The sequence below is a fragment of the Kribbella sp. NPDC026611 genome (genome assembly GCF_040638345.1).
Taxonomy (GTDB): Bacteria; Actinomycetota; Actinomycetes; order Propionibacteriales; family Kribbellaceae; genus Kribbella.
This window is the reverse complement of the sequence record NZ_JBEZYC010000004.1, coordinates 831,996-849,158: the sequence shown is the minus strand read 5'-3', so window position 1 is coordinate 849,158 and position 17,163 is coordinate 831,996. Positions and strand designations below refer to the sequence as shown.

At 68.6% G+C, this 17,163-nt stretch carries 17 protein-coding genes; 10 read left to right on the top strand and 7 right to left on the bottom strand.

The window, feature by feature from the left end; translation table 11 throughout:
• Positions 1-85: 85 nt before the first annotated feature.
• Positions 86-457 (bottom strand): RNA polymerase-binding protein RbpA, encoded by a 372-nt coding sequence (locus tag AB0E69_RS21270; protein ID WP_130448290.1) that lies wholly within the window; start codon positions 455-457, stop codon positions 86-88.
• Positions 458-714: 257 nt separating this feature from the next.
• On the opposite strand from AB0E69_RS21270, the gene AB0E69_RS21265 reads away from it, so the two are divergent.
• Genes AB0E69_RS21265 through AB0E69_RS21250 form a run of 4 tightly spaced genes read left to right on the top strand, consistent with a single transcriptional unit; the run spans position 715 to position 4,620 of the window.
• Entirely contained in the window at positions 715-2,118 is a 1,404-nt protein-coding gene (locus AB0E69_RS21265) for an HlyD family efflux transporter periplasmic adaptor subunit (RefSeq protein ID WP_360148341.1), read from the top strand.
• A complete protein-coding gene (locus AB0E69_RS21260; protein WP_360148338.1) occupies positions 2,108-2,800 on the top strand; it encodes an ABC transporter ATP-binding protein in 693 nt (230 codons plus the stop codon). The genes AB0E69_RS21265 and AB0E69_RS21260 overlap by 11 nt, the downstream gene beginning before the upstream one ends.
• Positions 2,800-4,029: an ABC transporter permease gene (locus AB0E69_RS21255; RefSeq protein WP_360148335.1), complete on the top strand. Its 1,230-nt coding sequence runs from the start codon at positions 2,800-2,802 to the stop codon at positions 4,027-4,029. The genes AB0E69_RS21260 and AB0E69_RS21255 overlap by 1 nt, the downstream gene beginning before the upstream one ends.
• Positions 4,030-4,038: 9 nt before the next feature.
• Positions 4,039-4,620, top strand: coding sequence for a hypothetical protein (locus tag AB0E69_RS21250; RefSeq protein WP_360148332.1), 582 nt, complete (start codon positions 4,039-4,041; stop codon positions 4,618-4,620).
• A 41-nt stretch (positions 4,621-4,661) separates the two neighbouring features.
• Here AB0E69_RS21250 and AB0E69_RS21245 read toward each other — a convergent pair whose 3' ends face one another.
• On the bottom strand, positions 4,662-5,459 hold the full coding sequence (locus tag AB0E69_RS21245; protein ID WP_360148329.1) for a class I SAM-dependent methyltransferase: 798 nt from the start codon (positions 5,457-5,459) through the stop codon (positions 4,662-4,664).
• Between the two features lie 49 nt (positions 5,460-5,508).
• Between AB0E69_RS21245 and AB0E69_RS21240 the strand changes: the two genes are divergently transcribed.
• From AB0E69_RS21240 to AB0E69_RS21225, 4 genes are all read left to right on the top strand, one after another.
• Positions 5,509-6,087 (top strand): TetR family transcriptional regulator, encoded by a 579-nt coding sequence (locus AB0E69_RS21240; protein WP_360148326.1) that lies wholly within the window; start codon positions 5,509-5,511, stop codon positions 6,085-6,087.
• A gap of 257 nt (positions 6,088-6,344) precedes the next feature.
• Positions 6,345-7,769 (top strand): polysaccharide lyase 6 family protein, encoded by a 1,425-nt coding sequence (locus AB0E69_RS21235; protein ID WP_360148323.1) that lies wholly within the window; start codon positions 6,345-6,347, stop codon positions 7,767-7,769.
• 14 nt (positions 7,770-7,783) lie between these two features.
• Complete coding sequence (locus AB0E69_RS21230; RefSeq protein ID WP_360148320.1) at positions 7,784-8,641, top strand: AraC family transcriptional regulator; 858 nt, start codon at positions 7,784-7,786, stop codon at positions 8,639-8,641.
• 10 nt (positions 8,642-8,651) lie between these two features.
• Positions 8,652-10,079, top strand: a complete 1,428-nt coding sequence (locus AB0E69_RS21225; RefSeq protein ID WP_360148317.1) for a polysaccharide lyase 6 family protein — start codon at positions 8,652-8,654, stop codon at positions 10,077-10,079.
• Here the strand turns inward: AB0E69_RS21225 and AB0E69_RS21220 are convergent.
• Together AB0E69_RS21220 and AB0E69_RS21215 are read right to left on the bottom strand one after the other, a co-directional pair.
• Positions 10,076-11,449: an MFS transporter gene (locus AB0E69_RS21220; RefSeq protein ID WP_360148314.1), complete on the bottom strand. Its 1,374-nt coding sequence runs from the start codon at positions 11,447-11,449 to the stop codon at positions 10,076-10,078. The two genes, AB0E69_RS21225 and AB0E69_RS21220, sit on opposite strands and share 4 nt — an antisense overlap.
• A 54-nt stretch (positions 11,450-11,503) precedes the next feature.
• Positions 11,504-12,256 carry a glycerophosphodiester phosphodiesterase gene (locus AB0E69_RS21215; RefSeq protein ID WP_360148311.1) on the bottom strand — a complete coding sequence of 251 codons (753 nt, stop codon included), beginning with the start codon at positions 12,254-12,256 and terminating at the stop codon, positions 11,504-11,506.
• A 36-nt stretch (positions 12,257-12,292) separates the two neighbouring features.
• On the opposite strand from AB0E69_RS21215, the gene AB0E69_RS21210 reads away from it, so the two are divergent.
• Both AB0E69_RS21210 and AB0E69_RS21205 read left to right on the top strand, forming a co-directional pair.
• Positions 12,293-13,426: an aminotransferase class V-fold PLP-dependent enzyme gene (locus tag AB0E69_RS21210; RefSeq protein ID WP_360148308.1), complete on the top strand. Its 1,134-nt coding sequence runs from the start codon at positions 12,293-12,295 to the stop codon at positions 13,424-13,426.
• Positions 13,423-14,049 carry a class I SAM-dependent methyltransferase gene (locus tag AB0E69_RS21205; protein ID WP_360148305.1) on the top strand — a complete coding sequence of 209 codons (627 nt, stop codon included), beginning with the start codon at positions 13,423-13,425 and terminating at the stop codon, positions 14,047-14,049. The genes AB0E69_RS21210 and AB0E69_RS21205 overlap by 4 nt, the downstream gene beginning before the upstream one ends.
• On the opposite strand, the gene AB0E69_RS21200 is transcribed toward AB0E69_RS21205, so the two are convergent.
• The 3 genes from AB0E69_RS21200 to AB0E69_RS21190 are packed head-to-tail and all read right to left on the bottom strand — an operon-like array spanning position 14,039 to position 17,144.
• Entirely contained in the window at positions 14,039-14,890 is an 852-nt protein-coding gene (locus AB0E69_RS21200) for a carbohydrate ABC transporter permease (RefSeq protein ID WP_360148302.1), read from the bottom strand. The two genes, AB0E69_RS21205 and AB0E69_RS21200, sit on opposite strands and share 11 nt — an antisense overlap.
• Positions 14,887-15,810, bottom strand: a complete 924-nt coding sequence (locus AB0E69_RS21195) for a sugar ABC transporter permease (RefSeq protein ID WP_360148299.1) — start codon at positions 15,808-15,810, stop codon at positions 14,887-14,889. The genes AB0E69_RS21200 and AB0E69_RS21195 overlap by 4 nt, the downstream gene beginning before the upstream one ends.
• Before the next feature lie 5 nt (positions 15,811-15,815).
• Positions 15,816-17,144, bottom strand: coding sequence for an extracellular solute-binding protein (locus tag AB0E69_RS21190; RefSeq protein ID WP_360148296.1), 1,329 nt, complete (start codon positions 17,142-17,144; stop codon positions 15,816-15,818).
• Between the last annotated feature and the right edge of the window lie 19 nt (positions 17,145-17,163).

Genomic DNA, 17,163 nt, shown 5'->3' with positions numbered 1-17,163 from the left:
ATGGAATTACCTAAAGCCTTTAGGCAAATCAGCCCAAGAGAAAGCCCTCACCGCGCCGTTGCGATGAGGGCTTCCTGTGCGTGGTTCAGGCGGTGCGCTTGGTCCGGTGCAGGTGCGCCGGGCCGATCTCACCCTTGCGGAGCAGTTCGACCCGCTCGGCCAGCAGCTCCTCGAGCTCCGAGATGCTCCGGCGCTCACGCAGCATGTCCCAGTGCGTACGGGCCGGCTTCTCCTGCTTCGGCTCCGGCTTCTCGCCGGTGGAGCGGGCGGCCTCGCTGCCGCAGTGCGGGCACTCCCAGACCGCGGGCACCTCGGCGTCGTGCGCCATGGTGACCTCGACCACGTGTCCGCGGGGGCAGTCGTACGTAATCATCTGGCGCGGCGCGAATTCGACACCACGGTCGTCCTCGAAGCTGACCCCACCCAGCCCCGAACCACGCAGTACGCGATTAGACATGTCAAACCTCCGAAGATCGTCATCCGTGCCAACGGTCGGCCGGCCCGGATCATTCCCATTTTGGCATGTCCGAGCCCCATGTTCGCACCTGACAGCACCGCCGTGACCCCGCGTCATCGCGTGTTCACAGATCACGGTGTGTCGCGAACCGGGCGATCGCGCCGGACGTACGACGTCCCAAATCGGTATCCGGTTCACAGCCGGTTGCCAGGAAGTGAGGATCTCTTCCTCAGCAACCGTCCCTAGCGTCTGCATCCATGGTGCTACCCCGCCACAAGCTCCGTGGCCTCAGCCTGCTCAACGTGGCGCTGGTCGCCATCGTCCTGGCCATCGCCCTCACGGCGTACTTCCTGTTCTTCAAGAAGGATCCCCCCGCCGCCAGCGCCACCCGGCCCACGGTCGCGGTGCAGCGTGGCGAGGTGACGGCCAGTGTCAGCTCGAGCGGGACGTTACAAAGCTCACAAACCGCATCGCCGCAGTTCGAGACGGCCGGCACGGTCACGCAGGTGCTGGTGAAGGTCGGACAGGTGGTCGCCAAGGGCGCCGCGATCGCCAAGATCGACCCCGCGGCGGCCGAGCGCCAGCTCCGGATCGCCGACCAGAACCAGATCGCCGCCGCCAACTCGGTCACCGCGGCCCAGGAGTCGCTCGACGACACGCAGGACGCGCTCGAGGCCGCCGAGGAAGCCTCCGCCTCACCGACCCCGACGCCGACCAACGGCCAGCAGCAGTCGCAACAGTCTCAACCTCAAGGTCAGGGTCAGAGCCCGGAAGTTGCCGTCAGCAACGCGGAGGCCAGCCTGGCCCGTGCCAAGGCGGACAAGGAGCAGGCCGACCAGGACGTCGAGGCGGCGCAGGCCGCGGTCGACGCGACCACGCTGAAGGCGCCGATCGCTGGCACCATCACCGCGATCAACGGCTCGGTCGGCGCCAGCTCCGGCGGGTCCAGCTCCGGCTCGAGCTCCAGCGGCAGTTCAGGCGGTGGTTCAGGCGGTCAGGGCTCAACCTCAGGTCAAGGTTCAGCCTCCAGCAGCACAAGTACGGCGTCGTCCGGCACCGGGTTCGTCGACATCGCCGACCTCAAGTCGCTCCAGGTGGTCGCAGCGTTCGCCGAGGCGGACGCGATCAAGATCAAGGCCGGCCAGTCCGCGACGGTCAGCCTGAACGCCGAGCCCGGTACGTCGCTCACCGCGTCGCTGGCGTCGGTCTCGCCGACCCCCACCACGACGAACGGTGTCGTGTCGTACTCCGCGACGTTCTCGCTCGCCAAGCTCCCGGCCAACGCCCGGATCGGCCAGACCGCGAACGTCACCGTGCAGACGGCCAAGGCGGCGAACGCGCTCTACGTCCCGAGTACGGCGATCGCCACCAGTGGGACGACGTACACCGTGACCATGGCCGACGGCGCCGGGACCCGCGAGGTGAAGATCGGCGTCCGCGGTGACAGCTTCACCCAGATCGTGTCGGGGCTGAACGAGGGTGACCAGATCGAGCTGCTCCAAGGCGCGATCGGCGGCACCACGAACCAGAACGGCGGCCAGGGACGTCAGTTCACCGGCGGCGGGCAGCTGCCTGGCGGCCAGTTCGGCGGCGGCACCGGCGGCCAGGGCATTGGCGGTCAGGGGACCGGCCAGGGCCGCGGGGGCAACCGTGTCGGCTGACGCGCTGATCGACCTCCGCGGCGTCACGAAGACCTACGGCAGCGGCGAGACCGCGGTTCACGCGCTCCAGGGCGTGTCGCTGCGGGTCCAGGCCGGCGAGTATGTCGCGGTGATGGGCTCGTCCGGCTCCGGCAAGTCGACGCTGATGAACATCCTCGGATGCCTGGACGTGCCCAGCCGGGGCGAGTACTGGCTCGACGGCAGCAACGTGGCCCGGCTGACCGAGGATCAGCAGGCGCTCGTCCGCGGTCGAAAGATCGGGTTCATCTTCCAGTCCTTCAACCTGCTTCCGCGCACCACCGCGCTGGCCAACGTCGAGCTCCCGCTGACGTACGCACACCTGCGCCGTGCGGAGCGCCGCCACCGGGCAGCCCGCGCGCTCGAGCTGGTCGGTCTCGCGGACCGCACCGGCCACCGGCCGAACCAGCTGTCCGGCGGCCAGCAGCAACGGGTCGCGATCGCTCGCGCACTCGCGACCGGCCCGCGGATCCTGCTCGCGGACGAGCCGACCGGCAACCTCGATGCTCATTCGACCGAAGAAGTGCTGACGATGTTCGACGACCTGCACGCTAATGGTCGAACGATCATCGTGATCACGCATGAGCACGAGGTCGCGGCGCGCGCCCGGCGGCTCGTGCAGGTCTCCGACGGCCGGATCATGTCCGACGAGGTGACGCGCTGATGTCGCCCCGCGACCTGATGGGCGCTGCCCTTCGTGGCCTCACCGCGAACAAGCTGCGCTCCCTGCTCACCGTCCTCGGGGTCTCGATCGGAGTCGGCGCCGTCATCGTGCTGGTTGCAGTCGGCAACGGCTCGGGCAAGGCGGTCCAGCAGCGGCTCGAGGCGATGGGCACCAACTTGCTGACGGTCTCGACGACCGGCGGGGGAGGAGGCTTCCTGCGCGGTCAGGCAGGACCGGCCAACCAGCAGTACAGCCTTACCCTCAACGACGCGGCCGCGCTCGCCGACAAGCGCCTGGCGCCCGATGTCGCCTCGGTGGCCCCGGTGATGACCAGCTCCGGTACGGCGACCAACGGCGACACCAGCTACACCGTCAACCAGGTGATCGGTACGACGCCGGCGTACCTGCCGGCCACCAACACGCCGGTGCAGATCGGTCGATCGTTCACGCAGGAAGATGTCGACACCTCGCAGCGGGTCATCCTGCTCGGGCAGACCGCCGCGACCGAGCTGTTCTCGCGACCGAACAGCGCGGTCGGTCAAACGATCAAACTCGGCGCGGTCGACTTCACCGTCCTCGGCGTACTCGCGAGCAAGGACAGCACCGGCTTCAACGACCCGAACGCGACCGCGATCGTTCCGATCACCACGCTCCGGGCCACCCAGGCTGGGTACGGCGCCCTGAACCAGATCGTCGTACAGGCGGCCGACACCGACCGCGTGGACACCGCGCAGGCCGAGGTGACGCAGCTGCTGACCGCTCGCCACCGGGTGCCGACGGATCAGACGTCGCCGTTCCGGATCACGAACTCGGCGCAGATCCTGCAGACCAGCCAGGACACCGCGGCGACGTTCACCGCGCTGCTCGCGACCGTCGCCGCGATCAGCCTGGTGGTCGGCGGGATCGGCGTCACCAACATCATGCTCGTCACGGTCACCGAACGGACCCGCGAGATCGGCATCCGGAAGGCGCTCGGCGCGCGCCGGCGGACGATCCTCGGCCAGTTCCTGATCGAGGCGACGCTGTTGAGCCTGATCGGCGGTGCGGTCGGCGTCGGGATCGCGCTGCTCGTCACCCAGTTCCAGCTGGCCGGTGTGCAGCCGGCTCTGGTGCCGTCGTCGATCGGACTCGCGCTCGGCGTGTCCGCGGCGGTCGGCCTGTTCTTCGGCAGCATGCCGGCGCACCGAGCCGCCGGCCTCCGTCCCATCGATGCATTACGTCACGAGTGAGAGGCAGCTATGAGTAACGAAAATCCCGACGAGTTCGCGCAGATCGGGTCCGACGAAGAGGTCGACGCGGCGCTGAAGCCGAAGAAGACCCTCAACCTGCCGCTCGCGACGGCGATCCTGGCCGGGGTCGTCGTCCTCGCCGTCGGGCTGGCCGGCGGCGCCGGGCTGCACGCGGCCTTCGCCTCCAGCAGCACCCCGACCCAGAACCAGGCCGGCGGCCGCAACTTCGGCGGCGGGTACGGCGGCTTCCGCGGCCAGAACGGGCAGAACGGGCAGAACGGGGGCACGGGCCAGAACGGCACCAACCGGGGGTTCCCAGGAGGTGGCGGCACGATCGGTATGGTCGTCTCCGCGTCAGGGACCGAGCTGGTCGTGAAGACGCAGTCGGGCAACGTCACCGTGAAGCTGACCGGCAGCACGACGTACGACATCACCAAGCAGGGCACCTCCGCCGACCTGAAGGCCGGGGAGCAAGTGGTCGTCACCGGTCAGGACAGCAACGGCACCATCACTGCGAACACCGTCCGCCAAGGCGGCACCGGCTTCGGTGGCGGCTTCCGCAACCCGAGCGCGACCCCCTCCTCGCGCTGACCAGGACCGTGCGCCCGGCCAGCACCCCGGCCGGGCGCACGTCATCGCCGGCCTGCGGTGAGCGCGACGACCTCGGAGTCGATCGTGAACTCGCCGCCGGTCGCGTCGATCGCCCCGCCGACGCCGGCGAGGATCGCGTCCAGCTTGCCGGTGGATGCGAGGTGCTGGGCGGTGCCGGCGGTACGGATCTGGTCGAGCCACTTGTCGCGCGTGTAGTGGCGAGTCCAGGGGAACGTCGGGCGTTCGACGTCCTCGAACGCGCCGGTGGCGAGCAGGCAGTCGGCGGTCCGGTCCATGAAGCGCGCGTATGCGGACCCGGGAGCGACTGCGGCCTGCGGATTGAGCGGACTGTCCGGGAGGACCTCGCGGTAGACGGCGGCGAAGGCCTCGGCAAGCTCGGGCGGCGGCTGCAGGACGTACCAGAAGATCGCGAACCTGCCGCCGGGACGCAGTACCTCGGCGGACTTGCGGGCACCGGCTTCGGGCTCGATCCAGTGCCAGGTCATGCCGGCCGTCAGCGCGTCGAACGTCCGACCCGCGGGGTCCCAGACCTCGAACGGCGACACCTCGACCTCGACACCGGTACTGCGGGCGTGCGCCGCCATCCGCTCGTCGACGTCCAGGCCCAGCCCCCGGCACCCTGCCGCCTGGAACTGGCGCGACGTGATGCCGGTCCCGCACCCGACGTCGAGCAGATCGCGGCCCGGAGCGGCGGCGACGACCGCGTCGATCAGACCGGCCGGGTACTGCGGACGGACTCGGTCGTACAGCGCCGGGTCCGTCCCGAAGGACTCCGCCATACCGCGCTGCTGATGGGGCTCGGGGGTTAGAGTGGGCATGTGCCCACAGTAGTGGGCGAATGCCCATTTGCGTCAACAGGAGGTTCCGGTGCCGACCGGTGTGGCGATGCGGGACGCGCGCGAGCAGTTGTTCGACGCGGCTGAGCGGGTGCTGCTCAGGGAAGGCCCGGATGCGCTGACGAGCCGGGCGGTGACGACCGAGGCGGGCTGCGCCAAAGGTGTGCTGCACAAGCATTTCACCGACTTCGACGGGTTCCTCGCGGAGCTGGTGATCGACCGGATCCGGCGGCTCGAGGGACAGGCGGAGGTGCTGCGGGCGTCGGTGGGCCAGGGGAGTGTCGTGGACAACCTGACGGGGTTGCTGACCGAGCTCTTCGCGTCGGTCGCGGTCGCGATCATCAGCCTCACGATCTCGCGGGACGGGCTGCGGGCGCGGCTGCGCGAAGCGGTGCCGACCGGCGTACCGATCCTGACCGAGGCGGGCCGGCACGTGCGCGAGTACCTCGCGGCCGAGCAGGGGCTGGGGCGGATCGCAGCGGAGGCTGACCTCGACGGACTGGGGTTGAGCCTGATCGGTTCTGCACACATGATCTTCGCCGATCGCACCGGCGCACGACCGAACGAAACCGACGTCCGGCGACTGGTCAGCTCCATCCTCGCGCGCTGACTCTTTCGAAGCAGACATCCGATGAGTCATTGACTTGTTCGCTTGGAAAGCGCTATCTTCCGACGAACTGAGCTGCAAAAAGTACAAATTACCCTCGCGTCGGCAGGAGTTGCCCGGATGTTGAGGACGTTGACGCAGGCCGCGGACGAGGCCCGGCGAGCCGGTCTTCAGCCCAGGTGTGGCGTCGGCGGCTGTCTTCCTGTTCCAGCGATCGTTCGCCGGGGGCTGGCCTCGGGTGACTTGAAAGGGTGAGTTCGATGAACCGCCGTACATTCCTCGCCACCGGCGCTGTCGCCGCCGGCATGTCCGTGGCCGCTGTCCCCGCGCACGCACAGGCGGGGGACCGGCGGTACGTCAGTTCGCTTGCCGAGCTTCGGTGGGCGCTTGCCTTTGCCGAGCCGGGCAGCACGATCACGGTTGCTGATGGCAACTACGAGGTTCCGGACGGGGAGTCGATCGCGATCTCCGGGAAGCGTGGGCGTCCTGGTCGTCCGATCACCGTCCGGGCACAGTCGGTCGGCGGGGTGGTGCTGACCGGCGAGCAGAGCTTCGTCCTGGCCGGTTCCTCGGACATCACCCTCGAGGGCTTCGCCTTCCGGCAGCGTGCGACGTTCGACGTACCGCCGGACTGCCGGCGGATCCGGCTCAGCCGGAACGACTTCCAGCTGGCCGACCTCGACGGCGTGCACTGGGTGATGATCCGGGCGGACCACTCGACGCTCGACCACAACGCCTTCCACGGCAAGAGCACGCTCGGCATCTTCCTCGGCGTCGAGGGCGCCGGGGACGACCAGATGGCCCAAGGCGTGCACATCTATCGGAATCACTTCTACGACCACACCTTCCCCGGCGACAACGGTGGCGAGCCGATCCGGCTCGGTCTCAGCCCGCGGGCGTTGTCGGTGGCCGGCGGGCTGGTCGAGTCGAACCTGTTCGAGCGTGCGAACGGCGACCCGGAGGCGATCTCGGTGAAGTCGTCGGGGAACCTGATCCGGCACAACACGATCCGGGACAGCCTCGGCGGGATCGTGCTCAGGCACGGGAACGACAACCGGGTCGAGGGCAACTACTTCCTGTCCGGGAAGAACGGGATCCGGATCTACGGCAACGATCATCTGGTCGTGAACAACTACCTGGAGAACATCGCCGGGACCGCGGTGGTGCTGGGCAGCGGGAGCGAGCGCGACCACACGCCGGGCGAGCCGCCGGAGACGCGGCGCGGCAACGACGCGCCGGACCGGGTCCGGATCGCGCTGAACACCGTGCTCGACTGCGACAACGCGATCGCCGGCGAAAGCCACCGGACCGTCCCGCCGCTCGGATGCTCGATCACCGACAACCTCCTGGTGGGCGATCGAGGACAACTGATGAACATGCCGTTCCAGGACGGGGTGACTTGGGCAGGCAACCTGCACTGGGGCGCGGCGTCGGACGGCAACGCACCCGCGGGTGGCTTCCGCCGGCTGGACCCGAAGCTGGCCGCTGGAGCGGACGGCGTACGCCGCCTGACCGCGAGCAGCCCAGCGATCAATGCCGCGACCCAGACGTACCGCGATGTCGACACCGACCTGGACGGCGACCGGCGGACCGGCTGGGCGGACGTCGGCGCCGACGAATACTCGCGGCGTAAGCCCAGCCGGCACCCGCTGACCGCCGCCGAGGTCGGGCCGCACGCCCGATGACGCACCAACCGTCGGTGAGCCCGCCAGGGCCGGCAGCCGGCGCCGCGCATGACGACGAGGTGATCCGGACGCACCTCGACCGGCTGCGGCTCGATCTGGTGGTGGCGGCCCGGATCACCAAGGTGCACCGGGAGTGGTCGCGGCCGCTCGAGCCCGACCCGTTCTCGCGGCTGTACCTGATCCTCGAGGGCGAGGGCCGGCTGGTCGTCGGCGATGTCGAGCTGTACCCGAAGCCGGGGGAGCTGTGCTACCTCCCGGCCGAGGTACCGGTGTCGTACGAAACGATCAGCGACAACGTGTTCCGCAAGCACTGGCTGCATTTCTCCGCGCTGATCGGCGAGCGCGACCTCGGCGAGGTGCTGAGCCTGCCGTACGTCGTGCAGAGCAAGGCGCCGGCCGAGGCGGCGATCCTGTTTGAGCAGGTTGGCGCCGCGGACCGCGACCCGCCAGGGCTGTCCACTCCGCTGCGGTTGCGGTCTGCCCTGACCGCGCTCTTCGCGCACTACCTGGAGAGCGCGCCGCCCGGCTCGGTTCGACTCGTGCCGCAGGAGACGGGCGAGTCCGGCGTCGTGCAGTACATCCAGGACAACCTCGGCGACCCGCTGGCCGTCGAGGACCTCGCCGCCCGGTACGGCCAGGACCTGTCCACCTTCGTCCGCCGATTCCGGGCCGAGTACGGGCTGTCGCCGAAGCAGTACATCAAGCGGGCCCGGATCGAGTGGGCCCAGCGCGAGCTCGTCACCACCACGCGCCCGATGGAGGAGATCGCCGCCGCCGTCGGCCTGGACCAGTCGTACTTCTCCAAGGTCTTCCGCCAAGTCAGCTCGGTCACCCCGAGCGAGTACCGAAAGCTGTACCGCCCACGCAGTTGAGGAGACTCGCATGAGACGACGTACCTTCCTGGCCGGAACCATCGGCGTCACGGCCCTCGGCGGCACCCGCCCTGCGACGGCTCGGACGGCGGCGGCTCGGACTACGGCGCTGGTGACGTCGTTGTCCCAGCTGCAGTCCGCGATCAACTCGGCCACCGCCGGTACGACGATCACGCTGGCGAACGGCTCGTACGCCGTGGGCTCGAGCGGGATCACCGTCTCCGGCCGCAACGGCACGACCGGTGCGCCGATCACGATCCAGGCCGAGAGCCGCGGCGGTGTCACGCTGACCGGGTCGAAGAGCTTCGTGTTCGCGAGCTCGTCGAATGTCACGATCAGCGGGTTCGTGTTCCGGCAGACGACCACGCTGGATCTGCCGGTCGGCTGCAACCGGATCCGTCTCACCCGCAACGAGTTCGCGCTCGGGTCCGCGGCCGGCCACTCGGTCGTCGTCCGTGGCGACGACGTGAAGATCGACCGGAATCTGTTCCGGGACAAGCCGACCGTCGGCTGCTACCTGGTGATCGACGGCCCGAGCGGTGAGACCGTCGCGCAGCGCACGTACATCTTGCGCAACTACTTCCGCGACCACAGCTTCGGTGGTTCGAACGGCGGTGAGCCGATCCGGCTCGGCGTCAGCAGCCGGGCGCTCGCGGACGCCGACGCGACGGTCGAGTACAACCTGTTCGAGCGGGTGAACGGCGACCCCGAAACGATCTCGGTGAAGTCGTCCGGCAGCACGATCCGCTACAACACGATCCGGAACAGCCTCGGCGGGATCGTGCTCCGGCACGGCAACCGGAACCGGGTGGAGAGCAACTACATCCTGGCCGGGAGCAACGGCATCCGGGTCTATGGCAACGACCACCTGGTCGTGAACAACTACGTGGACAGCGTCGGCAGCGCCGGCATCGTGCTCGGCAGCGGGACCGAGCGCGACCACACGCCTGGTGAGTCCGAGGAGGACCGCCGCGGCAACGACGCGCCCGACCGGGTGACGATCGCGCTCAACACAGTCCGGAACAGCAACGGCGCGATCGCCGGCGAGAGCCAGCGGACCGTTCCGCCGCTGGCATGCCAGGTCGCCGACAACCTCCTCGTCGGAACGAGCGGTCAACTGACCGACTTGCCGTTCCAGCAGGGCATCAGCTTCGCCGGCAACATCCTCTGGGGATCGGCGGCCAACGGAACGATCCCGGCGAGCGGCTTCACCCGGGTCGACCCGAAGCTCACGGTCGGCCCCGACGACGTCTACCGGCTCGGCTCCGGCAGCGCGGCGATCAACGCGGCGGCCGTGAACCACACGAGCCAGGTGGCCGACGACCTCGACGGACACGCCCGCACCACGCCGTACGACGTCGGCGCGGACGAGTTCTCTACCGCACAACCCGTCCGGCGCCCGTTGACCGCGGCCGACGTCGGACCGAACGCGACCTAGACCAGGCTCGGCTGCGTGTTACCCGCTTCCTCGATGCCGCGGCGCATGTCGACGCGGTAGAGCAGCACGAAGCCGATGACGAAGAAGAGGCCAAGCGCGACGATCGCGGGCCGGTACGACCCGGTCAGCTGGTGGACGAGACCGAACACCAGCGTGCCGAGCCACGACGTACCGCGCTCACCGGCCTGGTAGAGGGAGAAGTACTCCGCCTCGCGGCCCTTCGGGATCAGCTGGCTGAAGGCGGAGCGGGACAGTGCCTGCGTCCCGCCGAGCACGATCCCGATCGCGACGCCCATCGCCAGGAACGGCGCGATCTGGCGAGCCGGCAGCAGGAACCCGGCGATCACGATCAGCACCCAGATCACCAGCCCGCCGGAGATCGTCCGGTGCGCGCCGTACCGCTGGGCGAACCGGCCGAAGGCGAGCGCGCCGAAGAACGCGACGAACTGGACGAGCAGGATGGTCGCGATCAGCACCTGGGTCTCGAAGCCGAGCTGCTTCTCGCCGTACGTCGAGGAGACCGAGATGACGGTCTGGATGCCGTCGTTGAAGAACAGGTAGGCGATCAGGAACAGCATCGTCATCGGGAACGCCCGCATGTGCTTCAGGGTCGCGGACAGCTGGCCGAAGCTCTGCTTGACCAGGCCGCCGCTCCGCACCTCGACCACGCTGGTCGGCGGCCGGTCCCGGAGCCGGATGAACGGGATGAACGTGAACAGTCCCCACCACAGCCCGGCGCTGAGCAGGCTGAGCCGGACTGCCGTGCCTTGGGACATGCCGAGCGCGTCGTGCGCGGTGACCACGGCCAGGTTGACCAGGAGCAGCAGGAAGCCGCCGGCGTAGCCGAAGGCCCAGGCCCGGGAGGAGACCGCGTCACGCTGGTCAGGTGGAGCGATGTCGATCAGGATCGAGTCGTAGACGACCAGGGATGACCCGAGGCACAGGTTGCCGAGGAAGAGCAGCAGGGCTCCGAGCGCCCAGCGGCCGCCGCCGACGAAGACCATGCAGCAGGCCGCGAGCGCGCCGGCCCAGGCGAGCGAGCACATCAGCAGCTTCTTACGGGACATCCGGTCCGCGATCGCGCCGACCACCGGCAGGAACAGCGCGGACACCAGCGTCGCCACCGTGACGACGTAGAACGCGAGCGAGCCCGGCGAGATCCCGAGGCCCAGGACGTCCAGGTTGGTGTTGCACGGTTTGTCGGTGGTACCGACGTACCCGCAGGCGGCGGTCTCGGCGACCGAGGTCAGGTACGGCGCGAACAGCACCGTGCCGACCGTGGTGACGTAGCCGGAGTTCGCCCAGTCGTACAGGCTGAAGCCCCAGTACTCACGCTTGTCCACACCCGCGGGGGCGGAGAGAAGTCCCATGCGCGGAAGTGTGTCAGGTCCTGGGGACTGCGCGGCGTACTGGCCGATAACACTTCAGTGCCACTGGCCTCTTTCCAGCAGGACGTCGCGGAGCAGGTCGGTCCGGTCCGTGATCAGCCCGTCCACGCCTTCGTCGAGCATCCGGCGCATGGTGGCGGGGTCGTCGACGGTCCAGACGTGCACCTGCTTGCCCCTGGCCTGCGCTCGCTTGATCAGACCGGGGGTGAGGACCTGCAGGGGACCGTAGTGGTCGGGGATCTGCAGACACGCCCCGCCCGACGGCAGCGCGAACGGGAGGAAGCGGATCAGCACCGTCTCGATGTCGCCGTACCCGGTGCACAGCCGCGGCCCGAGCTCCTTGCGGATCCTGCGGACCCGGGACTGGGAGAACGACGAGACGCAAACCCGGTCGATCGCGTTCGCGGCCCGCAGTACGCCGGCCGCGGGCTTGAGCGCGCCCTCTTCCTTGATGTCGAGGTTGAAGCGGGTGTCCGGGAAGTGCTCGAGCAGCTCGTCCAGGCGGGGGATCGGCTCGTGGCCGTTGATCTTGGCCTTGCTCACCTCGGACCACGGCAGCTCGGCGATCACGCCGGTCCGGTCCGTGACCCGGTCGAGCTTGCTGTCGTGGAACGCGATCACGACGCCGTCGCTGGTCGCGTGCAGGTCGGTCTCGAGGTACCGGTAGCCGAGGTCGACCGCGTGCTGAAACGCGTGCAGCGAGTTCTCGTAGCCGACGTTGTCGGGGTGCTTCGCGCCGCCTCGATGGGCCATGGCGATCGGCCCGTCGTGGTCGAGGTAGGGGTACACGCACCGAAGTATGTCCTGTTTTGTAGCGTTCGGGTGGTGACGGTACTCAGCCCCCGCCCCGACCTGTGGACCCTCGACCCGGACGTCCTCCACCTCAACCACGGCTCGTACGGCGCCGTGCCGCGCCGGACGCAGGAGGTGATGGCCGCGCTCCGGGCCGAGATGGATGCGAACCCGATGGCCTGGTTCCGCTCGGTCGCCGACCAGCTGACCGCGAGCCGGCTGGCGCTGGCGGCGTACCTGGAGACTGACCCGGCCGGCTTCGCCCTGGTCCCGAACGCCAGCGCCGGGGTCACCGCCGCGCTCGCCACGCTCCCGATCCCGGCCGGCAGCCGGCTGGTGCTGACCGACCATGCGTACGGAGCGGTCCGGTATGCCGCCGAGCGCTTCGCGACGGCCCGCGGCGCCACCGTGCTCAATGTCAGCATCCCGTTGGAGGCCGACGACGACACCGTGGTCGCGCTGATGGCCGCTGAGCTCGACGGCGCGTCGGTCCTGATCGTCGACCAGATCACGTCGGGTACGGCGAAGGTCTTCCCGATCGACGCCCTCGTCACCGCTGCCCACGAGCGCAACGTCGCCGTCGTCGTGGACGGCGCCCACGCGCCCGGTCTGATCGACGCTCCCGCCTCCGCTGGCGCCGACTTCTGGACCGGCAACTTCCACAAGTGGCCCGCCTCCCCGCGCGCGACCGCCGGTCTGGTGGTCGCCGAGCGGTGGCGCCGGGCGACGATGCCGCTGATCGTCTCGTGGTCGGAGTACGACGAGCGCCTCCCCGAGCGCTTCGACATGCAGGGGACGTACGACTACGTCCCGTGGATCGCCGCGCCCGAGTCCCTGCGCGTCCTCGCCGACCTCGACTGGCCGACCCGCCGCCCGCAGCTCACCACGCTGATCGAAGAAGGCGCCGGACTCGTTGCCAAGGCCCTGCACACCGGCGTCGCCGACGTCATCCACCCGCCCGCGACGATGCGCCTGGTCGAGCTCCCCGCGTCGGTCGACCTGACCGTCGCCGAGGCCCTCAAGACCCGGATCTCCCAGGAGCTGCACGCCGAAATCACCTTCACCGGCTACGGCAACCGCAAGTTCATCCGCCTCTCCGCCCACGCCTACAACTCCCTCGACGACTTCCGGAAACTGTCGGAGCGGCTCCCTAGAGTCCTCGCGTGAACGACATCCAAGGGTCTTACAACGCCGCTGCCGCCGACTATCACGCGATCCTGAAGGACTACCACCACCGGGACCCCTTCGAGCGGGGTGCGCTGGACTACTTCGCGGCGGTCGTCGGCCCTGGTCCGGTTGGTGATCTCGGGTGTGGCACGGGCCGGATCACGATCGATCTGGCTCAGCGTGGGCTCGACGTGTTCGGCGTCGATCTGACGCCCGGGATGATCGAGGTGGCGCGTGCGGAGTATCCGGACCTTCGGTTCGAGGTGGCGTCGTTGTTCGACCTGGAGCTGAAGGACGGCGAGCTGGCCGGTGCGCTCGCGTGGTACTCGCTGGTGCACACGCCGGGGGAGGACCTGCCTGCCGTGTTCGCCGAGCTCTTCCGCGTGCTGCGGCCCGGCGGCCACCTGCTCCACGGGTTCAAGGTCGGCGGCGGCGTCCGGCACCTGGCGCAGGCGTACGGCCACGAGCTCGATCTGGAGGTGTACTCGTACGCGGTGCCCGACGTGCTGGACCTGCTGACGAACACCGGGTTCACCGAGGTCGCCACGCTGACCCGGACGGCGTTCCCCGGTGAGAAGGACGCCGCCCAGGCCGCCGTGATCGTCCAGAAGGTCAGCCTTTGACGGCCCCGGAGGTGAGGCCGGCCACGATCTGCCGGTTGAAGAACAGGAACATGATCAGCGGCGGGATCGTGATCAGCAGGATGTCCATGAACAGCAGGTTGTACTGCGTCGTGAACTGGCTGGAGAAGTTGTACAGCGTGAGCTGAACGGTCGCGTTCTTGTCGCCGGGCAGGAAGTACAGCGGGTTGACGAAGTCGTTGAAGACGTTCACCGACTGGACCACCACGACCGTGACGATCACCGATCTCAGCAGCGGGAACACGACCTGGAAGAACAGCCGCAACGGTCCGGCGCCGTCGATGATCGCGGCCTCGTCGAGCTCCCGCGGGATCGTCGCCACGAACGCGCGGAACAGCAGGATGCAGAACGACAACCCGTACGCGATCTCGATCAGGATCAGCCCCGGCATCGTCCGGAACAGCCCGAATTTCTGCAGCACCCAGATCGTCGGCACCACGGCCGGCGGGATGATCAGCCCGGCCAGCACCAGGAAGTTGATGAAGCCGTTCCACCGGCTCTTCCGGCGCTGCAGCACGAAGCCTGCCATCGCCGCCAGCACCACCATCCCGGTGACGCTGGCGACGGTCAGGATCGTGCTGTTGATGAACGCGATCACCAGCATGTAGTCGCGGGCCTGGACCACCTCGACGAAGTTCTGCACGAACCGGAACTGGTGCGGCCAGGAGAAGCTGAGGTCGGCCGACTGGGTCCGGTCCTTGACCGCGGTCAGCACGATGAACGCGAACGGGATGACGAACACCACGATCGAGACCAGGATCGCGACCGTGCTCAGGATCCACTTCCGGCCGGGCCGGTGGTCGACGAGCTCCGCCGTACTCACAGGTCCACCTCCTTCCGGTTCAGGAACCATGACAGCGGCAGGATGACCGCGGTGACGACGACGAACAGGATCACGTTCCCGGCCGTCGACAGGCCGTAGAACCCGGCCTGGTACTGCTTGTAGATCACCGACGCGATCACGTCCGAGGTGAACCCGGGCCCGCCGCGGGTCATCGCCCAGATCAGGTCGAACGAGCGCAGCCCGCCGATCAGCGACAGGATGATCACTGTCACCGTGGCCGGCCGGGACAGCGGCAGCACGATCTGCCAGAACTGCTGCCACGACCCGGCGCCGTCCACCCGGGCCGCCTCCATGTACTCGCGCGGGATCGACACGATCCCGGCGATGTAGATCAGCGTGGCCAGGCCGACGCCCTTCCAGACGTCGACCGCGGCCACCGACAGCAGCGCCCATTTCGGGTCGGTGAGCCAGCCCGGTCCGGTGATCCCGAGCAGCCCGAGCGACTCGTTGATCAGGCCCTTCTCCGGGTTCATCAGCACGGTGAAGGTCAGGCCGACGCCGATCGTCGAGACCAGCACCGGGAAGAACACCACCGACCGGAGGTAGCCGCGGGCGATGATCTGCGAGGTGAGCAGGACCGCGAGCAGCAGCCCGAGCACCACCTTCGACCCCGACGTGACCACGGCGTAGATCAGTGTGTTCGTGAAGCCCTTGACCAGCGCCGGCTCCTGGAAGAACAGCTTGAAGTTGTCCAGCCCGATGAACTTCGACTCGAACAGGCTCCAGCGGGTCAGGCTGAAGTAGAGCGAGGCGAAGGTCGGGACCAGGAACAGCACGCCGTAGATGACGGCGGTCGGCAGGTAGAACCAGTTCGAGTACGGCTTGTAGACCTTGGCACCCGCCTTGTCCGCGGTGCGCGCCGTGGCGGGTGCTTCCGGGCGGGTGGACGTGATCGCCACGGACCTCACCAGCCCGCCAGTCCGAGCTGTTGGGCCTGCTTCTTCACATCCTCGTCGTACCGGGCGGCGCCGTCCTTGGCCTTCCGGATCCCCGACCCGACCTCGACCGTGATCTGCTCGAGCGACGGGCCCTTGACCGGCGACAGGAACTCCAGCGCCAGGCTGGACGCGCCCTCCTTGTCGAGGTACGGCTGCATGTCCTTGATCGCCTGCGGTACGTCGGCCGGCAGCTCGCAGCCCTTGACGGCGTACGGACCGGTCGGTGCTCCGGCGGTGTTCTGCGACTTGCAGCCGTCCGGGCTGGCGACGAAGGCGGCGAACTTCTTGGCCGCGTCCAGCTTGTCGCCGGTGGTCGTCTTCGGGATGTAGATCCCGCCCGGCGTCCACACCGTCAGGCCGTTCTTGCTCGCGTCGTCACCAGGCAGCGCGAACAGGCCGACGGTCTTGGCCGCGTCCGGGTAGGTCGCGACCATGTTCGCCACCACGCCGGACAGGATCGGGTAGTGCGCACCCTTGCCGGTGGCAAGCATCTTGAGCCCGTCCGGCAGCTTCGCCGAGGCGAAGTCCTTGTTCTCGTAGCCGGCGTCGTGCACCGCCTCGGTGTGCTCGAACCCCTTGAGCGCCGCCGGCGAGGTCGCGTACTTCGCCTGGTTCTGGGTGTACTTGTCGGCGAAGTCCGGCTCGGCCGCGGCGACGTTGTGGAAGTCGCCGAGGACGAACAGCTGCGACGTCCAGGTCTCGCCGTACGTCTGGATCACCGGCGCGACGCCCGGGTCGCCGGCCTTGATCTTGGCGTTGTTGGCCATGAACTCGGCCCACGTCGTCGGGACCTTGAGGCCCAGCTTCTGGTACACCGGGATGCTGTACAGCACCGCGCCGCCCTGGAAGCCGCCGACCGGGACGCCGTACACCTGGCCGTCGGCGGTCACGGTCTTCTTGAAGTTGTCGTCCAGGTCGCCGATGTACGGCTGGTCGTTGAGCGAGACCAGGTTCTTCTGCGGCGCGATCGCCTGGAACAGTGACCCGGTGTTGTAGTTGAACACCTCGGGCATGTCCCCGGTCGAGAGCCGGGTCTTGACGATGTTGTCACCCTCGGTGCCACCCGGCCGGGTCTCTACCTTGACGGTGATGTTCGCGTTCTTGGCGTGGAAGTCCTTGGCCAGTTGCTCGGCTTCCTTCACGTCCTGGTCCTGGTTCGTGGTCAGGTACGTGAGCTCGACCGAGCCACCGCCCGAGTCCGAGCTGGAACCGAGGCTGCCCGCGCTGCACGCGGTCAGAGCGAGCGAGCAGACGGCCAGAACGGCCAGTCCGCTGGCTGCTGGGCGGAACGTCATCGCGACCTCCAAGGGGATG

What these genes read in the sequence shown, in the direction of transcription:
- AB0E69_RS21270 (WP_130448290.1), bottom strand. Translation starts at nt 457, where the DNA reads ATGTCTAATCGCGTACTGCGTGGTTCGGGGCTGGGTGGGGTCAGCTTC.
- AB0E69_RS21190 (WP_360148296.1), bottom strand. Translation starts at nt 17,144, where the DNA reads ATGACGTTCCGCCCAGCAGCCAGCGGACTGGCCGTTCTGGCCGTCTGC.
- AB0E69_RS21220 (WP_360148314.1), bottom strand. Translation starts at nt 11,449, where the DNA reads ATGGGACTTCTCTCCGCCCCCGCGGGTGTGGACAAGCGTGAGTACTGG.
- AB0E69_RS21255 (WP_360148335.1), top strand. Translation starts at nt 2,800, where the DNA reads ATGTCGCCCCGCGACCTGATGGGCGCTGCCCTTCGTGGCCTCACCGCG.
- AB0E69_RS21265 (WP_360148341.1), top strand. Translation starts at nt 715, where the DNA reads ATGGTGCTACCCCGCCACAAGCTCCGTGGCCTCAGCCTGCTCAACGTG.
- AB0E69_RS21250 (WP_360148332.1), top strand. Translation starts at nt 4,039, where the DNA reads ATGAGTAACGAAAATCCCGACGAGTTCGCGCAGATCGGGTCCGACGAA.
- AB0E69_RS21225 (WP_360148317.1), top strand. Translation starts at nt 8,652, where the DNA reads ATGAGACGACGTACCTTCCTGGCCGGAACCATCGGCGTCACGGCCCTC.
- AB0E69_RS21235 (WP_360148323.1), top strand. Translation starts at nt 6,345, where the DNA reads ATGAACCGCCGTACATTCCTCGCCACCGGCGCTGTCGCCGCCGGCATG.
- AB0E69_RS21245 (WP_360148329.1), bottom strand. Translation starts at nt 5,459, where the DNA reads ATGCCCACTCTAACCCCCGAGCCCCATCAGCAGCGCGGTATGGCGGAG.